18 protein-coding genes are annotated in these 18125 nt (G+C 67.9%); 5 read left to right on the top strand and 13 right to left on the bottom strand.

The genetic code is table 11. From position 1 onward, the window contains the following. Positions 1–223: 223 nt before the first annotated feature. The 5 genes from ACEPA4_RS03640 to ahpC all read right to left on the bottom strand — a co-directional run bounded on the left by ACEPA4_RS03640 (position 224) and on the right by ahpC (position 5189). Positions 224–1180, bottom strand: a complete 957-nt coding sequence (locus tag ACEPA4_RS03640) for a transaldolase (protein ID WP_072167897.1) — start codon at positions 1178–1180, stop codon at positions 224–226. Positions 1181–1230: 50 nt separating this feature from the next. Beyond that, positions 1231–1635 carry a nucleoside diphosphate kinase regulator gene (gene rnk, locus ACEPA4_RS03645; RefSeq protein ID WP_005408156.1) on the bottom strand — a complete coding sequence of 135 codons (405 nt, stop codon included), beginning with the start codon at positions 1633–1635 and terminating at the stop codon, positions 1231–1233. 124 nt (positions 1636–1759) lie between these two features. Then, positions 1760–2722, bottom strand: a complete 963-nt coding sequence (locus tag ACEPA4_RS03650) for a LysR substrate-binding domain-containing protein (protein ID WP_049414506.1) — start codon at positions 2720–2722, stop codon at positions 1760–1762. A gap of 85 nt (positions 2723–2807) precedes the next feature. Beyond that, on the bottom strand, positions 2808–4400 hold the full coding sequence (gene ahpF / locus ACEPA4_RS03655) for an alkyl hydroperoxide reductase subunit F (protein ID WP_005415367.1): 1593 nt from the start codon (positions 4398–4400) through the stop codon (positions 2808–2810). 225 nt (positions 4401–4625) lie between these two features. Further along, positions 4626–5189, bottom strand: coding sequence for an alkyl hydroperoxide reductase subunit C (gene ahpC, locus ACEPA4_RS03660; protein ID WP_005415368.1), 564 nt, complete (start codon positions 5187–5189; stop codon positions 4626–4628). A gap of 356 nt (positions 5190–5545) precedes the next feature. Between ahpC and prmC the strand changes: the two genes are divergently transcribed. Both prmC and pip read left to right on the top strand, forming a co-directional pair. Further along, on the top strand, positions 5546–6403 hold the full coding sequence (gene prmC, locus ACEPA4_RS03665; protein WP_065196909.1) for a peptide chain release factor N(5)-glutamine methyltransferase: 858 nt from the start codon (positions 5546–5548) through the stop codon (positions 6401–6403). A gap of 48 nt (positions 6404–6451) precedes the next feature. Continuing rightward, complete coding sequence (gene pip, locus ACEPA4_RS03670) at positions 6452–7393, top strand: prolyl aminopeptidase (RefSeq protein WP_019661138.1); 942 nt, start codon at positions 6452–6454, stop codon at positions 7391–7393. A gap of 90 nt (positions 7394–7483) precedes the next feature. On the opposite strand, the gene ACEPA4_RS03675 is transcribed toward pip, so the two are convergent. Beyond that, the gene (locus tag ACEPA4_RS03675; RefSeq protein WP_088497420.1) at positions 7484–8368 is read right to left on the bottom strand and encodes a LysR family transcriptional regulator; all 885 of its coding nucleotides are present in this window, start codon (positions 8366–8368) and stop codon (positions 7484–7486) included. Positions 8369–8473: 105 nt separating this feature from the next. On the opposite strand from ACEPA4_RS03675, the gene ACEPA4_RS03680 reads away from it, so the two are divergent. Continuing rightward, the gene (locus ACEPA4_RS03680) at positions 8474–9886 is read left to right on the top strand and encodes an MFS transporter (protein WP_072167902.1); all 1413 of its coding nucleotides are present in this window, start codon (positions 8474–8476) and stop codon (positions 9884–9886) included. Positions 9887–10022: 136 nt separating this feature from the next. Here the strand turns inward: ACEPA4_RS03680 and ACEPA4_RS03685 are convergent, their stop codons facing one another. Genes ACEPA4_RS03685 through ACEPA4_RS03700 form a run of 4 tightly spaced genes read right to left on the bottom strand, consistent with a single transcriptional unit; the run spans position 10023 to position 12877 of the window. Further along, positions 10023–10820 carry an N-formylglutamate amidohydrolase gene (locus ACEPA4_RS03685; RefSeq protein WP_065186347.1) on the bottom strand — a complete coding sequence of 266 codons (798 nt, stop codon included), beginning with the start codon at positions 10818–10820 and terminating at the stop codon, positions 10023–10025. Beyond that, positions 10813–11367, bottom strand: a complete 555-nt coding sequence (locus ACEPA4_RS03690) for an NUDIX hydrolase (protein WP_065179592.1) — start codon at positions 11365–11367, stop codon at positions 10813–10815. Before ACEPA4_RS03690 ends, ACEPA4_RS03685 begins: the two co-directional genes overlap by 8 nt. After that, the gene (locus tag ACEPA4_RS03695; RefSeq protein ID WP_005415375.1) at positions 11364–12299 is read right to left on the bottom strand and encodes a 5'-3' exonuclease H3TH domain-containing protein; all 936 of its coding nucleotides are present in this window, start codon (positions 12297–12299) and stop codon (positions 11364–11366) included. The genes ACEPA4_RS03690 and ACEPA4_RS03695 overlap by 4 nt, the downstream gene beginning before the upstream one ends. Then, entirely contained in the window at positions 12296–12877 is a 582-nt protein-coding gene (locus ACEPA4_RS03700; RefSeq protein ID WP_005415376.1) for a nitroreductase, read from the bottom strand. The genes ACEPA4_RS03695 and ACEPA4_RS03700 overlap by 4 nt, the downstream gene beginning before the upstream one ends. Before the next feature lie 331 nt (positions 12878–13208). On the opposite strand from ACEPA4_RS03700, the gene ACEPA4_RS03705 reads away from it, so the two are divergent. Together ACEPA4_RS03705 and ACEPA4_RS03710 are read left to right on the top strand one after the other, a co-directional pair. Then, positions 13209–15530 carry a DUF1631 domain-containing protein gene (locus ACEPA4_RS03705; protein WP_032953949.1) on the top strand — a complete coding sequence of 774 codons (2322 nt, stop codon included), beginning with the start codon at positions 13209–13211 and terminating at the stop codon, positions 15528–15530. Between the two features lie 51 nt (positions 15531–15581). Further along, the gene (locus ACEPA4_RS03710; RefSeq protein WP_164093546.1) at positions 15582–16661 is read left to right on the top strand and encodes an NAD(P) transhydrogenase subunit alpha; all 1080 of its coding nucleotides are present in this window, start codon (positions 15582–15584) and stop codon (positions 16659–16661) included. A gap of 62 nt (positions 16662–16723) precedes the next feature. Here ACEPA4_RS03710 and ACEPA4_RS03715 read toward each other — a convergent pair whose 3' ends face one another. Genes ACEPA4_RS03715 through ACEPA4_RS03725 form a run of 3 tightly spaced genes read right to left on the bottom strand, consistent with a single transcriptional unit; the run spans position 16724 to position 18096 of the window. Next, positions 16724–17185 (bottom strand): DUF3106 domain-containing protein, encoded by a 462-nt coding sequence (locus tag ACEPA4_RS03715; protein ID WP_053500492.1) that lies wholly within the window; start codon positions 17183–17185, stop codon positions 16724–16726. Between the two features lie 3 nt (positions 17186–17188). After that, positions 17189–17515 (bottom strand): hypothetical protein, encoded by a 327-nt coding sequence (locus tag ACEPA4_RS03720; protein ID WP_005415380.1) that lies wholly within the window; start codon positions 17513–17515, stop codon positions 17189–17191. Then, entirely contained in the window at positions 17512–18096 is a 585-nt protein-coding gene (locus ACEPA4_RS03725; protein ID WP_081275820.1) for an RNA polymerase sigma factor, read from the bottom strand. Before ACEPA4_RS03725 ends, ACEPA4_RS03720 begins: the two co-directional genes overlap by 4 nt. Between the last annotated feature and the right edge of the window lie 29 nt (positions 18097–18125).

An 18125-nucleotide genomic window follows, 5' to 3' on the forward strand; every position in this document is an offset into this window, starting at 1 on the left:
TCCGCCGCATGGGCCCGAGGCATGCCTCGGGCGGGTTGGGCAGGACGCCCAACCCCGGTCTTGCCGTGTGCGCAGGACAGCGCACACGAGCAAGCGGCGGCCAAGCCTCCAGGGATGGATTCACGGCGTCTCCCGCGAACCCAACCCGCCCGACCCAGCGCGGCTTTTTGCTCTTTGCGGCCAACCGACCTGCCACGAGGGGCTCAGCCGTTGGCCGGAATCCTCACAGTGCCGCGCGGATCCGCTCGCGCAGCGCTTCCAGATCCTTGGCAAACGCATCGATGCCGGTCGCCAGCTTCTCGGTGGCCATCGGATCGGCCGCCAGATCCGCCGCGAACTTGGCCGCATCGATCGGGGTCACCGCCGCGCCATCGGCGGCACCGGCCACCAGCTTGCGCGGCAGCTCGCCGTGGTCGGCGTCCAGCTTCTCCAGCAGGTCCGGCGAAATCGTCAGGCGGTCGCAGCCGGCCAGTGCTTCGATCTGCGCGGTCGAACGGAACGAGGCGCCCATCACCACCGTCGGCGAACCGCGACGCTTGAATTCGGCATACACGCCGCGCACGAACTTCACGCCCGGGTCTTCATCGATGGTGGCCGGGGCCTGTCCGTTGGCCACGTACCAGTCCAGGATGCGGCCGACGAACGGCGAGATCAGGAACGCCCCGGCTTCGCTGCAGGCCAGCGCCTGGGTCGGGTTGAAGATCAGGGTCAGGTTGCAGTCGATGCCCTCGGCCTGCAGGATGCGTGCGGCTTCCACGCCTTCCCAGGTCGCGGCGATCTTGATCAGGATCTTCTCGCGCGGCACGCCGGCATCGGCGTACATCTGGATGAACTGGCGGGCCTTGGCCACGGTGGCAGCGGTGTCGTGAGCCAGGTCGGCATCCACCTCGGTGGACACCCGGCCCGGCACCAGCGTGCTCAGCAGCGCGCCGACGCCGATGGTCAGGCGGTCGGCCACGGCGTGCACCACGGCTTCGCGGTCGCCCGTCTGCTGGCGGCCCCAGGCCAGTTCGCGTTCGATCAGCTCGGCGTAGACCGGCAGGTCCAGCGCCTTCTTCACCAGGGTCGGATTGGTGGTGCAGTCCACCGGCTGCAGGCGCTTGATCGCCTCGTAGTCACCGGTATCGGCAACGACCACGGACAGTTCGCGCAGCTGGGACAGTTTGGACGGGGTACTCATTACGGCTCCTGGGGCAGGGGGATCGAATCGCGCGCGGTGCGCAGCGGTAATCAGGGGCGGTCGTTGTGGACCGCGGTCACGCGCAGGCGCAGCTTGCGGCCGCCGGGCGCGTTCCAGTCGATGCTCTGGCCGATCGAAAGGCCGAGCAGGGCACTGCCGACCGGGGCCAGCACGGAAACCTTGCCTTCATCGACGTTGGCTTCGCGGGGGAAGACCAGGGTCAGGACGTGCTTCTCGCCCGACACTTCATCTTCGCACTCCACGCGCGAATGCATCATGACGATGCCTTCGGGAATCTGGTCCGGTGCCAGCACGGTGGCCCGGTTGAGTTCTTCAGCAAGCGCGAGCGCGGCAGGCGTCTGGCTCAGCGCGGGAGATTCGAGCATGGCGTCCAGGCGGTCCATGTCGAAGGTGGAAACGGTGATCGACGGCGGCAGGCCGCTGGCGGTACTCATGGTGAAGCTCCTTGGTTGAAAGCCATGCAAAAGGCGGCACCTGCTGGCGCCGCCTGTCTGTATTGTGGGGACAAATGCGGCCGGAATCGACTCCTGCCGATTCCAGGCCGGTACTGCGGGGGACTCAGCCGTTCAGCGCGGGGCCGGGCAGGGCCGGTGCATCGCTGCCGGCATCGAGCGCCTCCAGGGTGAACAGCGCCTGCGGCAGGCGCTTGAACTGGTCGGCCAGGTCCATCAGGAAGTCGTTCATGGCCGAGCTGCGGCGCCAGATCATGGCGATGCGGCGGCTGGGACGGCCTTCGCCGGTGAAGTCGAGCAGGCGGATGTTGTTCGAGCGCGGCACTGGCGGCTGCACCGACAGACTCGGCAGCAGGGTGATGCCGACGTCGGCGGCGACCATCTGCCGCAGCGTTTCCAGGCTGGTGGCGCGGAACTCGGACTTCTCGTTGGCGCCGAACAGGCGGCAGACTTCCAGCGCCTGGTCGCGCAGGCAATGGCCGTCCTCCAGCAGCAGCAGCTTCTGCGTGGCCAGTTCCTGCACGTCCAGGTGCTCGCGACGTGCCAGCGGGTGGCGACCGGAGACGGCCAGCAGGAACGGTTCCTCGAACAGGAACTCGGCATGCAGCTGGTCGTCGATCACCGGCAGCGCCAGCAATGCAGCGTCGAGCTTGCCTTCGCGCAGGCGGTCCAGCAGCACATCGCTCTTTTCCTCGACCAGCAGCAGTTCCAGCTCCGGGAAGCGCTCGCGGATGCGCGGGATCACATGCGGCAGCAGGTACGGACCGAGGGTCGGGAAGATCCCCAGGCGCACCGTACCGGCTTCCGGATCGCGGCTGCGTCGCGCCGCTTCCTTCAGCTGTTCCACTTCGGACACGATCACCCGCGCCCGTGCGGCCGCTTCCTGGCCGGCCGGGGTCAGCATCACCTTGCGCGGTGCGCGTTCCACCAGCGGCAGGCCGAGCTCTTCCTCCAGCTTGCGGATCTGCGTGGACAACGTCGGCTGGCTGACAAAGCAGGACGCGGCAGCCCGGCCGAAATGCTTGTGGTCGGCCAGGGCTACCAGGTACTTCAGATCACGTAGGTTCATCCTTACACCCCAGGGGTAACGGACCGGCTGACGGCGTGGTTACCCGACAGGCAGACAATGTTCCCGGTGATCTGGGAACGGTGGATCAGGCCGCTTCAGCAACGGCACCGCTGCTGTTGCTCACCGACGAGCGGATCAGGTGGTCGAACGCGCTCAGTGCGGCGGTGGAACCGGCGCCCATGGCGATGATGATCTGCTTGTAGGGCACCGTCGTGCAATCGCCAGCAGCAAACACACCCGGCAGGTTGGTCTGGCCGCGATCGTCGATGACGATCTCGCCACGCGGCGACAGCGCCACCACATCCTTCAGCCACTCGGTGTTGGGCAGCAGGCCGATCTGCACGAAGATGCCTTCCAGCTCGACGCGGTGGGCATCGCCGCCGATGCGGTCCTTGTAGACCAGGCCGGTGACCTTGCTGCCGTCGCCGAGCACTTCGGTGGTCTGTGCGCTGGTCAGCACGGTGACGTTGCCCAGGCTGCGCAGCTTCTTCTGCAGCACTTCGTCGGCACGCAGGCTGGAATCGAACTCCAGCAGGGTTACATGCGACACGATGCCGGCCAGGTCGATGGCCGCTTCCACACCGGAGTTGCCGCCGCCGATCACCGCCACGCGCTTGCCCTTGAACAGCGGACCATCGCAGTGCGGGCAGTAGGCCACGCCCTTGTTGCGGTACTGGTCCTCGCCCGGCACGTTCATCTGCCGCCAGCGCGCGCCGGTGGACAGGATCACCGAACGCGACTTCAGCACCGCGCCGTTCTCCAGCTGCACCTGCACCAGGCCGTCTTCGCCGGCCGGCACCAGCGCACTGGCGCGCTGCAGGTTCATGATGTCCACGTCGTACTCGCGCACATGCTGCTCCAGCGCCGTGGCCAGCTTCGGCCCTTCGGTTTCCTTCACCGAGATGAAGTTCTCGATCGCCATGGTGTCCAGCACCTGGCCACCGAAGCGCTCGGCAGCGATGCCGGTACGGATGCCCTTGCGCGCGGCATAGATCGCCGCTGCGGCGCCAGCCGGGCCACCACCGACCACCAGTACGTCGAAAGCATCCTTGGCGGCGATCTTCTCGGCATCGCGCTTGCTGGCATTGGTGTCCAGCTTGGCCACGATCTGCTCCAGGGTCATGCGGCCCTGGTCGAACACTTCACCGTTGAGGTACACGGTCGGCACCGACATGATCTCGCGCTTCTCGACTTCGTCCTGGAACAGCGCACCATCGATGGCCACGTGCTGGATGCGTGGGTTGAGTACCGCGGCCAGGTTCAGCGCCTGCACCACGTCCGGGCAGTTCTGGCAGGACAGCGAGAAGTAGGTTTCGAACTTGTATTCACCTTCCAGGTTCTGCACCTGCTCGATCAGCTCGGCGGTGGCCTTGGACGGGTGGCCGCCGACCTGCAGCAGGGCCAGCACCAGCGAGGTGAACTCGTGACCCATCGGCAGGCCGGCGAAGGTCAGGTGGATGTCCTGGCCCGGCGTGCCCAGGTCGAAGGACGGCACGCGGCCCTGGCCATCGCGCAGGACCTGCAGCGTGATCTTGTCCGACAGGTTTTCCAGGGTCTGCAGCAGTTCCAGCATTTCCTGCGACTTGGCGCCGTCGTCGGCGTGCGCGGTGATCTGGATCGGGCGGGTCACGCGCTCCAGATAGGTCTTCAGCTGCGACTGCAGGTTGGCGTCCAACATCGGGTCATCTCCTGGCTTCAGGCAAACAGGGGGCGTGGCACCGCTGTAGAAGGTAGCGGACCAGCAGGGGGTAGGGGTGAACCCAAGACAGCGACCGTGGAAGGGGCTGGCTGGCCAAGGCGGGCGAGCGTTGGCTGTCTTGGGTTCACCCCCACGCCGGCGGGGGGACCGGCACGGGGATGAAGGGCGCGCCGTGGCGTGGGGCCACGGCAGGCCGGTACTGCTTTAGATCTTGCCGACCAGGTCCAGCGACGGGGTCAGGGTCTTCTCGCCTTCCTTCCACTTGGCCGGGCAGACCTGGTTCGGGTTGGCGGCGGTGAACTGGGCAGCCTTGAGCTTGCGCAGGGTCTCGGACACGTCACGGGCGATCTCGTTGGAGTGGATCTCCAGGGTCTTGATCACGCCTTCCGGGTTGATGATGAAGGTGCCGCGCAGGGCCAGGCCTTCTTCTTCAATGTGCACGCCGAAGGCGCGGGTCAGCTGGTGGGTCGGGTCGCCGACCAGCGGGAACTGGGCCTTGCCGACGGCCGGCGAGGTCTCGTGCCACACCTTGTGCGAGAAGTGGGTGTCGGTGGTGACGATGTAGACCTCGGCGCCGGCCTTCTTGAACTCGGCGTAATGGTCAGCGGCGTCTTCGATCTCGGTCGGGCAGTTGAAGGTGAAGGCGGCCGGCATGAAGATCAGGACGGACCACTGGCCCTTCAGGCTGGCGTCGGAAACCTTGATGAACTCGCCGTTGTGGTAGGCGTTGGCTTCGAACGGCTGGATCTGGGTATTGATGAGGGACATCATTTTTCCTCTTGGTGAAGGGGAGTGGGTGAATCGACAGGAGCTAGGTTACCCATTCGCTCGCGATAAGAACAATCCATTGATTGCATCTATTTGATAGATGGAGTCTATCAAATGGCCATGAGCAGGCACTGAACCCTGCCGCTCCCATCCTGCAACTGCTTGTGTGACAAGGAAAATCGATCGGGACGTGTGAAGAGGGCTGATAGCCCCTCCTTATACCCTCTGGCGAAACCTGAACGGATTCCAGCTTTTTTGTAGCGTCGAGCCATGCTCGACGGTGGATCTGTAGAGCCGAGCCGATGCTCGGCTGTTCCAGCAGCAGCCGAGCATCGGCTCGGCCCTACAATTGAGGCATGTCTTTCCAACCCGAACCCACCCTGCGTCAGGTCGTAGCCGACGCCAGTGCCCGCTTGGGCGGTGTCGACGCCCGCCACGAAGCCGAACTGCTGCTGCTGCATGTACTGGAGCGCCCGCGCAGCTGGCTATTCGCCCATGCCACCGATCCGCTGGCCGCCAATGACCAGGCCGCCTTCGAAGCCTTGCTGGCCCGCCGTGTGGCCGGTGAGCCGGTTGCCTACCTGACCGGGCGCCGCGGTTTCTGGACGCTGGACCTGGAGGTCGACCCGGCCACGCTGATCCCGCGCCCGGAAACCGAGCTGCTGGTCGAGTTGGCGCTGGAGCGACTGCCGCCGGACCAGGCGTTGCAGCTGGCCGACCTCGGTACCGGCAGCGGTGCGATCGCACTGGCACTGGCCAGCGAACGGCCCCGGGCACAGGTGCTGGCCACCGATGCCAGCCCGGGCGCGCTGGCCGTGGCCGCGCGCAATGCGGCCCGCCATGAACTGGACAACGTCCGTTTCGCCGAGGGCGGGCACGACTGGTATGCGCCGCTGCAGGGCGTGCGCTTCGACCTGATCGCCAGCAATCCGCCGTACATCGCCAGCAACGACCCGCACCTGGAACAGGGCGACCTGCGCTTCGAACCGTCTACCGCGCTGGCCTCGGGCATGGACGGCCTGGATGACATCCGCCGCATCGTCGATGGTGGCCAGGCCCACCTGCGGCCCGGCGGTTGGTTGCTGATCGAGCACGGTTGGGACCAGGGCGCGGCGATCCGGGCACTGTTCGAGGCGACGGGATTTGCCGAGGTGCAGACCGTGCAGGACCTGGAGCAGCGCGACCGCATCACCCTGGGCCGGCGTCCGGCCTAGAATGGAGGTTCTCCTGCCCCGGCAGGGCATCACCCTGGAGCTGCAAGCATGCGTACGCTGTACCCCGCCATCACCCCCTACGACGTCGGCACCCTGAAGGTCGACGACCGCCACACGCTGTACTTCGAACAGTGCGGCAACCCGGAAGGCAAGCCGGTGGTGATGCTGCATGGTGGCCCGGGTGGCGGCTGCAGCGACAAGATGCGCCAGTTCCACGATCCGTCCAAGTACCGCATCATCCTGTTCGATCAGCGCGGTGCCGGCCGTTCCACCCCGCACGCGGACCTGGTGGACAACACCACCTGGGACCTCGTCGCCGATATCGAGAAGCTGCGCGAGCACCTGAAGGTCGATCGCTGGCAGGTGTTCGGTGGCAGCTGGGGCTCGACCCTGGCGCTGGCCTATGCCGAGACCCATCCGCAGCGCGTGACCGAACTGGTCCTGCGCGGCATCTTCATGCTGCGTCGCTGGGAGCTGGAATGGTTCTACCAGGAAGGCGCCAACCGCCTGTTCCCGGATGCGTGGGAGCACTACCTCAAGCCGATTCCGCTGGTGGAGCGTCATGACCTTATCTCGGCCTTCCACCGCCGCCTGACCAGCGAAGACGAGACCACCCGCCTGGAAGCGGCCAAGGCGTGGGCGGTGTGGGAAGGCGCGACCAGCTTCCTGCACGTCGATGATGACTTCATCAACAGCCACGAAGACCCGCATTTCGCGCTGGCGTTTGCCCGCATCGAGAACCACTACTTCGTCAACGGCGGCTTCTTCGAGGTGGAAGACCAGCTGCTGCGCGACGCACACCGCATCGCCGACATTCCGGGCGTGATCGTGCACGGCCGCTACGACGTGGTCTGCCCGCTGGCCAACGCCTGGGACCTGACCAAGGTGTGGCCGAAGGCGAAGCTGGAAATCACCCCGGCTTCGGGCCATTCGGCGTTCGAGGCCGAGAACGTGGACGCGCTGGTGCGCGCCACCGATAGCTTCGCCTGATCGGTAGTGCCGGTCGCTGGCCGGCAACGCTTCACCATTCGCGCCGGGCATCGCCCGGCGCTACCGGCCTCATCCACGCATGGCGTGGATCTACCAGTCCCCAGCCAGCAACGCGTCGGCCAGTACCTGCAGTTTCGGCGAATGCTGGCGCGACGGCGGGTAGATCAGTGACAGCGCGCGGCTGCGGCCCTCAAACGGCTGCAGCACGCGCTGCAGGCGGCCATCGGCCAAGGCGTCGGCCACCGCGAAATCCATCACCTGCACGATGCCGATGCCGGCGATCGCCGCTTCCACCAGCGGATCGCCGCTGTCGAACACCATCCGCGCCGGTGGCGTGAAATCATGAAGCTGGCCGTCCTGCAGGAACTGCCAGTCCACCAGCCGGCCACTGCGCAGGTTGCGCACCGCCAGGCAGGCATGATCCCGCAAGGCGGCCACATCGTCGGGCGCGCCACAGCGGTCGAGGTAGTCCGGGCTGGCCACCGTCACCCAGCGCAGCGGCCGCAGTGGCCGCGCGACGATGCGCTGGTCGGCGATGACGCCGGTGCGCAGCGCGGCATCGAAGCCTTCCTCGACCAGATCGACCAGGCGGTCGTTGAGCACGGCTTCCACCTGCAGTTGCGGGTGCTGCTGCAGCATCGGCCCCAGCAGCGGTACCAGCACCTTGCGCCCGAACATCGAGGGCGCACTGATCTTCAGGGTGCCCGAGGGTGTGCACGGACGGTCGGCCAACTGGCGTTCGGCGTCCTCGAGACCGCACAGCAGGGGCGCGACCTGATCGACGAACTGGCGACCATCCGGGGTCAGCGCCACGTTGCGGGTGTTTCGCTGCAGCAGCTTCACCCCCAGCGTGGCCTCCAGCCGACTGATCGCGCGCGACAGGCCTGACTGGCTCAGGCCCAGCTGCCCGGCGGCGACGGTGAAACTGCGTGCTTCGGCCACCTGCACCAGCATGCGCACGGCATTGAGGTCCATCGAGGTTCCATTCATGCTGAAAATCATGACAGATATGGACGGAATGGGGTTTATTGATAGCTCTGCATCAATGAGACTGCGCTCCCCCACAGCACCGGACCGTCGATGCCTCCCCTCAAGTACCCGCGCTGGGCGCTGGCCCTGCTGGCCACCGCCCAGCTGATCATCGCCCTGGACGCCACCATCATCTTCGTCGCCCTGCATGACATGGGGCGCGCGCTGGAGATCAACGCACAGCAGCTGCAATGGGTGGTCAGTGCCTACACCGTGGCCTTTGGCGGCAGCCTGCTGCTGGGCGGGCGTGCCGCCGACCTGATCGGCCGCCGCCGCTTCTACCGGCTGGGCATGCTGCTGTTCGCACTGGCATCGCTGCTCGGCGCGCTGGCGCCGAACGCCACCCTGCTGATCATCGCGCGTGCGGCGCAGGGCATCGGCGCGGCATTGCTGTTCCCTGCCACGCTGGCGCTGATCAACACGTTGTATGCGGAAGGTCCGGTGCGCAACCGTGCACTTGCGATCTGGAGCATGGCCAGCGCGGTGGGCCTGGCGCTGGGCACGCTGCTCGGTGGCGTGCTGACCCAGGCGTTCGGCTGGCCGGCGGTGCTGGCGGTGATCGTGCCGCTGGCCACCACCTGCGCGGTGGCTGCGGGTGCGTGGTTGCCGGCCGATGGCCCGCGTGCGCAGGGCCGCTCCTTCGATCTGGCCGGCTGCATCACCGTCACTGCCGGCGGCAGCCTGCTGGTCACTACCCTCGTGCAAGGGCCGGAGTGGGGCTGGACTGCGCCGGCCACGCTGGGCTGCCTGCTGCTGTCGGTGCTGCTGCTGGTGGCGTTCGTGCAGATCGAACAGCGCAGCCGCGATCCGCTGATGCAGTTCGCGTTGCTGCGGCTGCCCGGACTGCGCGCGGCACTGGGCCTGACCTTCGCCTTCATGAGCAGCTATGGGGTGCAGTACTACTTCATGGCGCTGTACTTCCAGGACGGCTACGGCTGGAGCCCGCTGCAGGCCGGCCTGGCGTTCCTGCCCGCCACTGCGGTGTGCACGGTCGGCATCCAGCTGGCCGAGTGGACGCTGCAGCGCTGGAGCGCGCGCAAGGTGCTGGTGATCGGGCAGCTGGCCGGCGCCATCGGTATCGCCTGGGTGGCCGCGACGCTGCCGCACGGCGCGAACTTCTGGCCGCTGCTGCCGGGCGTGGTAGTGCTGAGCATCGGCCAGGGCATGACCTGGACCTCGATGTGGATCGTGGCCGGGCAGGGCGTGCCGTCCGCACAGCAGGGTGTTGCATCTGGCATGGCGGCGACCGCGCAGCAGATCGGTGGTGCGCTGGGCCTGGCCGTGCTGGTGATGGTGGCCAATGCCGATGCCGGTACAGCCGGTTCGCCGAGTGCACTGGCCGGGCTGGTGCGCGCCGAATACGGTGCCGCCTTGTTTTCACTGTTCGGCGTGGTGATCGCGCTGGGCCTGCGCCCGGCGCCGGCCGAATCGGCCGCCACCGTCTGCCCGGCCAACGAGGCATGATTGAAGGCGCTGCCGTGGGTGGATGTGCCGCGCCTGTGGTAGTGCCGGCCGCTGGCCGGCAACCTCGGGGTGGTTGGATCACTGAGGTTGCCGGCCAGCGGCCGGCACTACCGATACGGGATGGAACCACGCGCGTTCAACCCAGCGCCAGCAACTCCGGTTGCAGCGCGCTGAAGATCCGCGCCAACCGCTCGGCCCACGCCTGCTTCCCTGCCATATCGGCAATGAGGTCCTGGCGGATCTCCAGTTCCACGTGCACCAGCCCACGGCCTTCGCCATGCACCGGCACCGCGTAGTCGCTGGTGCTGCTGACCGAATACGGTTCGTTGTCCCCCACCACCAGGTCGCCTTCGTCGCGCAATGCCCGCAGCAGGGCATGGGCAAAACGCATGTCCTGGTGGTACAGCACGCCGGCGTGCCAGGGCCGCTGCGTGCCGTTCATCACGGGGGTGAAGCTGTGCATCATCACCAGCAGGGTGGGCTGGCCGGCATCACGGCGCGCATCAAGCTCGGTCTCGATGCGTGCATGGTACGGCGCGTGGATCGCATCGATGCGCTGCTGTCGCTGCGCCGCCGACAGCCCGGCATTGCCCGGCACCACGGTGTGGTCGCTCACCTCCGGAATCAGCGTCGGTGAGGCCAGTGGGCGGTTGCAGTCGATCAGCAGCCGCGAGTACGTCTGTTCGATCGCCCAGGCATCGAGCCGTTCGGCCAGTGCACGGGTGGTGCCGGCGATGCCGATGTCCCAGCCGATGTGGCGGTCCAGCTCGGCCTGGGGCAGGCCGAGCCCGGTCAACGCACGCGGCACCTGCTGGCCGGCGTGGTCGGCCAGCAGGAGGTAGGGCGAGACGCCCTGCGCCCGGTGGATCGTGTAGATCGCCGGGTCGTCGGCGCCGAGCAACGCAGGCAGCCTGTGCAGGTCCGCGTCAGCCACGTGGGCGTCCGTCCAGGTGGTGCTCGATCATCCACAGCCCGGCCCAGAGCTTGGCGTCCAGCTCGTAGCCTTCGCCCATCTTCTGCACCAGCCAGGCCGCAGCCTCGCTGCGTGGAATCTCGTGCACGGTGATGTCCTCGCTGTCATCACCGCCCCCTTCGCCGATGCGGCGCAGGCCGGTGGCGCGCACGAAGGCGATCTTCTCGCTGCTGGCGCCGGAAGACGTCGGGCCGATCATCAGCACTTCGGCGTGATCGGCGGTCCAACCTGTTTCTTCTTCCAGTTCGCGCACGGCCGAGACTTCGATCGATTCGCCGGCGTGGATGTCGCCGACCAGGCCGGCCGGCATCTCGATGGTGGGTGCCTGCAGCGGCACGCGGAACTGCTCGACGAACAGCACCTTGTCCTCCGGGGTGACGGCGATGATGATCGCCGCCAGGCCACCGGCATGGGTACGTTCGCTGTATTCCCAGGTGCCGCGCACCAACATGCGCTGGTACTTGCCTTCGTAGACGACGCGCGGGGCTTCGGTATTGCGCTTGCTCATGCGGGCTCGCTGTGGGAGGGAAGAGGATCGGCCACGCCGGCGGCGTCGAACAGCCGGCGGCGGGTCATCGGGCCGAAGCGCAGGGTCTGGCACAGGCCACCGAGCAGCTCTGGATCGGCCGATTGGCGCAGCAGTCCGGGCTGGCTGCCCTCCAACGGCGCATCCAGCGCGATGGTGGTCAGCTGGCGCCAGAGCTGGGCGTGCTCGCGCTGCTCGCGCAGCCGCACTGCCATCTGTGCAGCGCCACGCAGGCGCAGGAACGGCACTTCGTCCAGTCGTTCGAACAGCGCATCCATGCTGCCGAAATGGGCCAGCAGCACGGCGGCCGATTTGCTGCCGACGCCACTGACACCGGGAATGTTGTCCACCGCATCGCCACACAGCGCCAGGTAGTCGGCGATCTGGTGCGCGTGCACGCCGTGCCGCGCCTTCACCCCGGCCACGTTCCAGCGCTGGTTGCGGGCGTAGTCCCACTGCTCGTCATGGTCGACCAGCAGCTGCGACAGGTCCTTGTCGGCGGAGATGATCACCCCGCGATGGCTGCTCCGGTGTACGTGCAGGGCGCTGCCGATCAGGTCGTCGGCCTCGTATTCGTGGTGGGCCAGGACGGCAAGGCCCAGCGCCGCGCATAGCGCCTTGCAGTGCACGAACTGGCGCTTGAGCGCTTCCGGTGCTGGCTCGCGGTTGGCCTTGTAGGCCGGATACAGCCGGTGGCGGAAACCACTGTCAAGCGCTTCATCGAAGGCGATGGCGATGTGCCGCGGGCGCTCGCGCTCGAGCAGGTCCAGCAGGAAGCGGGCGAAGCCGTGCACCGCATTGGTGGGCCAGCCCTGTGCGTCCTGGAACTGGTCTGGCAGTGAATGCCAGGCACGGAACACGTAGATGCTGGCATCAACCAGGTACAGCGACGGCGGGGCAGCCGGCAGGGTCATGCCGGGGGCGTCCAGTCGCGCAGCAGGGCCGCCGGGTCGGGGCGCTCGCGCTCGGGTACGTCGGCCTTGGGCGTACCGATGTGGATGAAGCCGGCGATGCGTTCGCCGTCGACCAGGCCCAGGTGGGCCTGAACAGCCGGATCGAAGGCCATCCAGGCGGTCAGCCACTGCGCGCCGAAACCCAGCGCCTGCGCGGCCTGCAGCAGGGCGAAACAGACGCAGCCGGCGGTCATCAGCTGTTCCTGTTCGGGCACCTTCGGGTCCGGCCGCGGGCTGGCCACCACCACGATCACCAGCGGTGCGTGGCTGAAACGCTGGCGGTCCTTCTCGAACACGGCCTCGCCCGCATGTGGGTCGCGCTGGCGGCTGCGTTCAGCCAGGAAGTCGCCCAGAGTGTGACGTGCATCGCCTGCGATTTTCAGGAAGCGGAACGGCACGCGCTTGCCGTGGTCGGGCACGCGCACCGCTGAGGCCAGCATCCGCTGCAGGGTGGCCGGGTCCGGCCCGGGCTCGCCCAGTTGCCGCGAGGGCACCGAGCGGCGGGCATCCAGGGCGAGCAGGGCGGCAGGATCGGGCATGGAGGCTGAACCGGTCATCACGGGCGTTTGATTATAGTCGGGGTGGTCAATGACGCCGTCTGTGTCGCGTCCGGCCCCTGAATACCAAACTGTGATGAACATCATGCCACTGGCGGGAAACGGACAGCCGCTTCCCCTCGCCTCGTGGGCCTTGCACGGCTTACGATATCTGTCTTGCCGGGCCGCCGGTCATGAGGTTTGAAGTGAGGACTGTTTCACTGTCCGTGACGGGCTGGCCGGCCTACCATCGACGTTCCGGTACATGGGGTGTGCCGGAAGCCGCGATGTCCATGCTGTCTGTCGTACCAGAGAAGGTGGGGAGCCTTCCCGAATGATGAGCGTGCCCACACCGATGGGATCGCCGGGCCGTGACCCGGCCCAGCTCCAGCGTGCCCGGGACATGGTCCTGCCCGCGTTGTGCCAGGCCTTCGGGGCGGCACTGGCGCGTTTCGACGATGCCCTGTTTGACCGCGCCGGCAATGCCGGCTCGTCGCAGTTGCTGTTCCTGGACGCGATGCGCGAACTGCGCCGGCGCCGTGAGGACATCGCGGCCGCTTTCGCCGGCCACCTGCAGCAGGCCTGGGCCGCATTGGAGGCTGGTGAGCCGCTGTCAGCCGAGGCGACCCTGTCCGGGCCGGCCGAGGATGGGCTCAGCCTGCTGGCCGAGCATGTGCTGGAATCACGGTTGGCGGTGCGCAATTTCGCCACTGTATTGCTGCGTGACTTCAAGCCGGTGCTGGCGCGGCTGGATCGCCGCCTGGGCCGGTTGATCGGCGGCGCGGAACTGGACGCGGACCACAATCCGATCAGCCCCGAACACCTGGGCGTGGCCATCCACGAAGCCTTTGCCGGCTGTGAACTGGCCCCGGAAGTGCATCTGGTGCTGATCAAGCTGTGCGAGCGCGACCTGCGTGCACCGGTCGGTCGCATCTACGAGAAGCTGGACGAGCAGCTGGCCGCAGCCGGCGTGATGTCGCAGATGGGGGCTCCGCAGCGCCCACAACCGCCGGCACCGGATCCGCGCATGGCCGGGATGCTGGATGACCTGGTCGAGCATCGCCACGGCGCGGGCGTCGATCCGGGGTTCAGCGATGACGAGCAGGCCGCACCGGCCTGGGCGCAGCGCTTTGCTGCCCGCTGGTCCGAGCGCCGCGGGCATATGCAGCAGCACCTGGGCGGCGATGACGGCGCCACCGGCGAGGCCTACGCTGGCCAGCAGGGCATGCTGCTGGAAGCGCTGCACGAACTGCTGCAGCAGACCCGCCATGTGCGTGAGGACGCCACGTCTGCGGCACAGGTGGCGGTTGGCCAGCAGCGCCCGCTCAGCCAGCGCGAAATGATGTCGGTGCTGTCGCTGCTGCAGGCCACGCCCAGCGCCACCCTGCGCGCGGCCATCGGCGAGGACGGCGAATCGCTGGCGCAGCGCCTGAAGAGCGAAGTGCTGTCCAGCGCCACCCAGCTTGGCGTCGATCCGGGCCAGACCCGGCTGGACCCGCAGGATGAGGATGCCATCGACCTGGTCGGCATGCTGTTCGACGTGATGCTGGACGAGCGTGAACTGGAAGGCCGCTCGCGCGAACTGATCGGCCGCCTGGTGGTGCCTTTCGTCAAGGTCGCCATGCTCGACCGCCGCATGTTCGTGCAGAAGACCCACCCGGCGCGCAAGCTGCTCAACTCGCTGGCCGAGGCCTGCGAGGGCAACACCGGCGAGAGCCAGGCCGAGCGCATGCTGATGGCCAAGGTCGAAGAGATCATCGAGCGCCTGGTGGCCGAGTTCAACGAGAACCTGGCGATCTTCCTGACCCTGGAAGAGGAATTCCGCGAGTTCCTGGTGCAGCATCGCCGCCGCGTGGAAATCGCCGAGCGTCGTGCCGCAGAAACGCAGCGCGGCCAGGAAAAGCTGGAAATGGCCCGCAGCCGGGCCGGTGCGGAACTGGACCGCCGCATCGGTGACGCCACGCTGCCGCCGGCCATTGCCGAATTCCTGCGCCAGCCGTGGCAGCATCATCTCACCTTGGCGCTGCTGCGCGAGGGCGAAGAAGGCGCCTCGGTGGCCGAGGCATTGAGCCTGGGCGACGGCCTGCTGGAGGAAGTGGCCGAGGCCCGCCGCCAGATCGTCGGCAAGCCGTGGCTGCAGGCCTGGCAGCCGGTGCTGGCCAAGGTGTTTGCCAGCGTCGGCGTGCACGGCGATGCGGCAACCGCCGCCATCGATGCCCTGCATGACACCCTGCAGGGCATCGCCGAGTCGCGGCCGGAACTGCAGCGTGCGCTGCCGGAGCTGCCGCAGGTTGCCTTGCCGGCCCCGCCAGTGGCTGAATCGCCGGCGGTTGAGCTTGGCGGGCAGATCGACGCCGACGATTTCGACAACGCCGATGCCGACCGCTTCCGCCGCATGGAAATCGGCAACTGGCTGGACTTCGTCGACAAGGATGGCAAGGTGCAGGCGGGCAAGCTGTCCTGGGTCAGCCCGATTTCCTCGCGCCTGCTGTTCGTCAACCGTCGCGGCGTGCGCTTCTGCGTGGCCTCGCCGGAAGAACTGGCGGTGATGATGCGGCTGGGCCGCCTGCGTGCCCACGTTGATGATGGCGCCTTCGACAGCGCCATGCAGGGCGTGATCGATCGCCTCGACCCGGGCAGCGCCACGCTGCACTGAGCGGGTGCCGCCTGCTAGGATCGGGAAACTCACCGATCAGCGGGGACCTGCATGGCCGTGGCGTTGCTGGGGATCAAGGAGGCCGCGCCGGGCGAACGGCGCGTGGCACTGACGCCGGAGACCGCGCGCAGGCTCGGGGCCTTGGGCATTGCCGTCTGGTATGAGGCGGGCGCGGGTTTGGCCGCTGGTTTCACCGACGCCGCCTATGACGATGCCGGTGCACGCGTCTTCGACGCGGGCCGCTGGGCCGAGATCGATATCCTGCTGTGCGTGCAGGCCCCCCCTGCGGCGGTGCTGGAACAGCTCAAGCCCGGCGCCAGCGTGGTCGGCCTGCTGGCCCCGGCCAGTGATCCGTCGCTTGCGGCATTGGCCGCTGGCGACCGCCTGCAGCTGTTCCCGCTGCAGCAGCTGCCGCGCACCACCCGCGCGCAGGCGATGGATGTGCTCAGTTCGCAGGCCGGCATGGCCGGCTACAAGGCGGCGCTGATTGCGGCCGAACGCGCGCCCCGTTTCTTCCCGATGCTGACCACTGCGGCCGGCACCGTGCGGCCGGCCAAGGTGCTGGTGATCGGTGCCGGCGTGGCGGGCCTGCAGGCCATCGCCACCGCGCGCCGCCTCGGTGCACAGGTGGAAGGCTTCGACGTGCGCCCGGAAACCCGCGAGCAGATCCAGTCGCTGGGCGCGCGCTTCCTCGACCTCGGGGTGAGCGCGGCGGGCGAGGGCGGTTACGCGCGCGCGTTGACCGATGAAGAGCGTGCCGAGCAGCAGCGCCGCCTGGCCGACCACCTGCGCAGTGTGGACGTGGTGATCTGCACGGCTGCGGTACCGGGCCGCCCGGCACCGACCATCGTGACCGCCGCGATGGTGGAAGGCATGGCCACCGGCAGCGTCATTGTTGATCTGGCGGCGGAAAGTGGCGGCAACTGCGCACTGACCCTGCCGGGGCAGTGCATCGAACACCAGGGCGTGACCATCGACGGTCCGCTGGGCCTGGCCAGCCGCGGCGCGACCCAGGCCAGCGAGATGTATGCACGGAACCTGCTCAACTTCGTTGCGCTGTTCGTGCGCGACGGGCAGCTCGGTTTCGATTGGGACGACGAACTGCTGGCGAAGACGCGCTGGCAGGCGTGAGTGATACGGGGTCAGATCCCTTTGCCTCTGGCAAAGGGATCTGACCCTGGTATCCCGAAGGCTTACCGTGGCTTCGCCGGCGGCGGGTTCTCCCGCACCCAGTCCTTGCGTTGCTCCGGCGTCATCTGCGACCAGCGCTCGCGCAATGCGTCGCGCTGCGCGGGCGGCAGATCCCGCATCTGACCGAACAGGGCCCGGGCCTGCTCACGCTGTTCCGGGCTCATGTGCTCGAAGCGGCGCAGGCCGCGGCGGGCCTTGTCGCGTTCCTCCGGGCTCATCGATTGCCAGCGCTGGCCATGCGAGAGCATCCGCTGGCGCTGGCCGGCATCGGCGCTGTTCCAGCGGTCGCGCAGCGGCGCCAGCAAGGATTCCCGCTGCGCTTCACTCAACTGTTCCCAGGCCGGCAGCGGTGGGGCTGGCGCGGGGCGTGCGGCAGGGGCGGGCGCGGCGTTCTGCGCCAATACCGGGAAGGCCGGCAGCAGCAACAGGGTCAACAGCAGCGGCAGGGTATGCAGTCGGGACATGGTTCACTCCATCGCCAGGTCGGTATCGCCCAGCCACAGGTACAGATCGGGATTTTCGTCGTACAGCACGCTGTTGTCTTCCATCGAGGCCAGCACCGGTGCCGGCACGGCGGGCGACAGGGGGCTGTGGCCGCTGAACTGCAGGCCGATCCCCAGCGCCACCACCAGAGAACAGGCGCTGGCCAGCCACCAGCGCCAGCGCCCGTGACGAGCCGCGCTGGCGCCGTGGCGGGCCTGGCGCAACTGTGCCAGCGTGGCCGGCGACAGCGCCTGCAGCGACTGCGCGTGCAGGTTGCGCAGCATGTCATCGGAGGGCAGGGAGCGGTTCACGGGTGGGTCTCCAGGTAGTCCTGCAGCGCCTGGCGGGCGCGTGCCAGATGGGTTTTTACCGCGCCTTCGCTGCAGCCCATGGCGCGGGCAGTGGTGGCTCCGTCCAGGTCCTGCAGCACCCGCAGGGTGAAGGCCTCGCGCTGGCGTGCGGGCAGGGTACGCAGCGCCTGCACCAGTTGCTGGTACTGCTGGCGCTGTTCGTGCGCCTGCGCCGGGTCCGGGCCGGTGTCGGCCCAGTCGATCCCGCCTCCGTCGGCGTCCTGGTTGTCGCGCCAGAACGGCAGGCGGAAACGGCGCCGGCGCTGCAGGTCGATCACGCGGCGGCGCAGGATGCTCCAGAACAGGGGCGCCCATTCGGCCGCCGGCTTGTCGGCGTAGTCCAGCATGCGCATCAGCGCGTCCTGCACCGCGTCCATGGCGTCTTCGCGCTGGCGCAGGCCGGCCTCGGCGAAACGGAACGCGCGCGGGCCGACGCTGGCCAGGAACGCCTCCAGCGATGCTGGCAGGGCATCGGTGTCGGCGCTCGGGGGGACGGGGCTGCTCACCAGCACAGGGTACGGTTCCTCGCTCGGGGTCACCATCGACAACGCGTGAGCGTCACCGCGGTTGA

The sequence above is a fragment of the Stenotrophomonas sp. P2112 genome (assembly GCF_041897515.1).
In the GTDB taxonomy this organism is placed as follows: domain Bacteria; phylum Pseudomonadota; class Gammaproteobacteria; order Xanthomonadales; family Xanthomonadaceae; genus Stenotrophomonas; species Stenotrophomonas sepilia.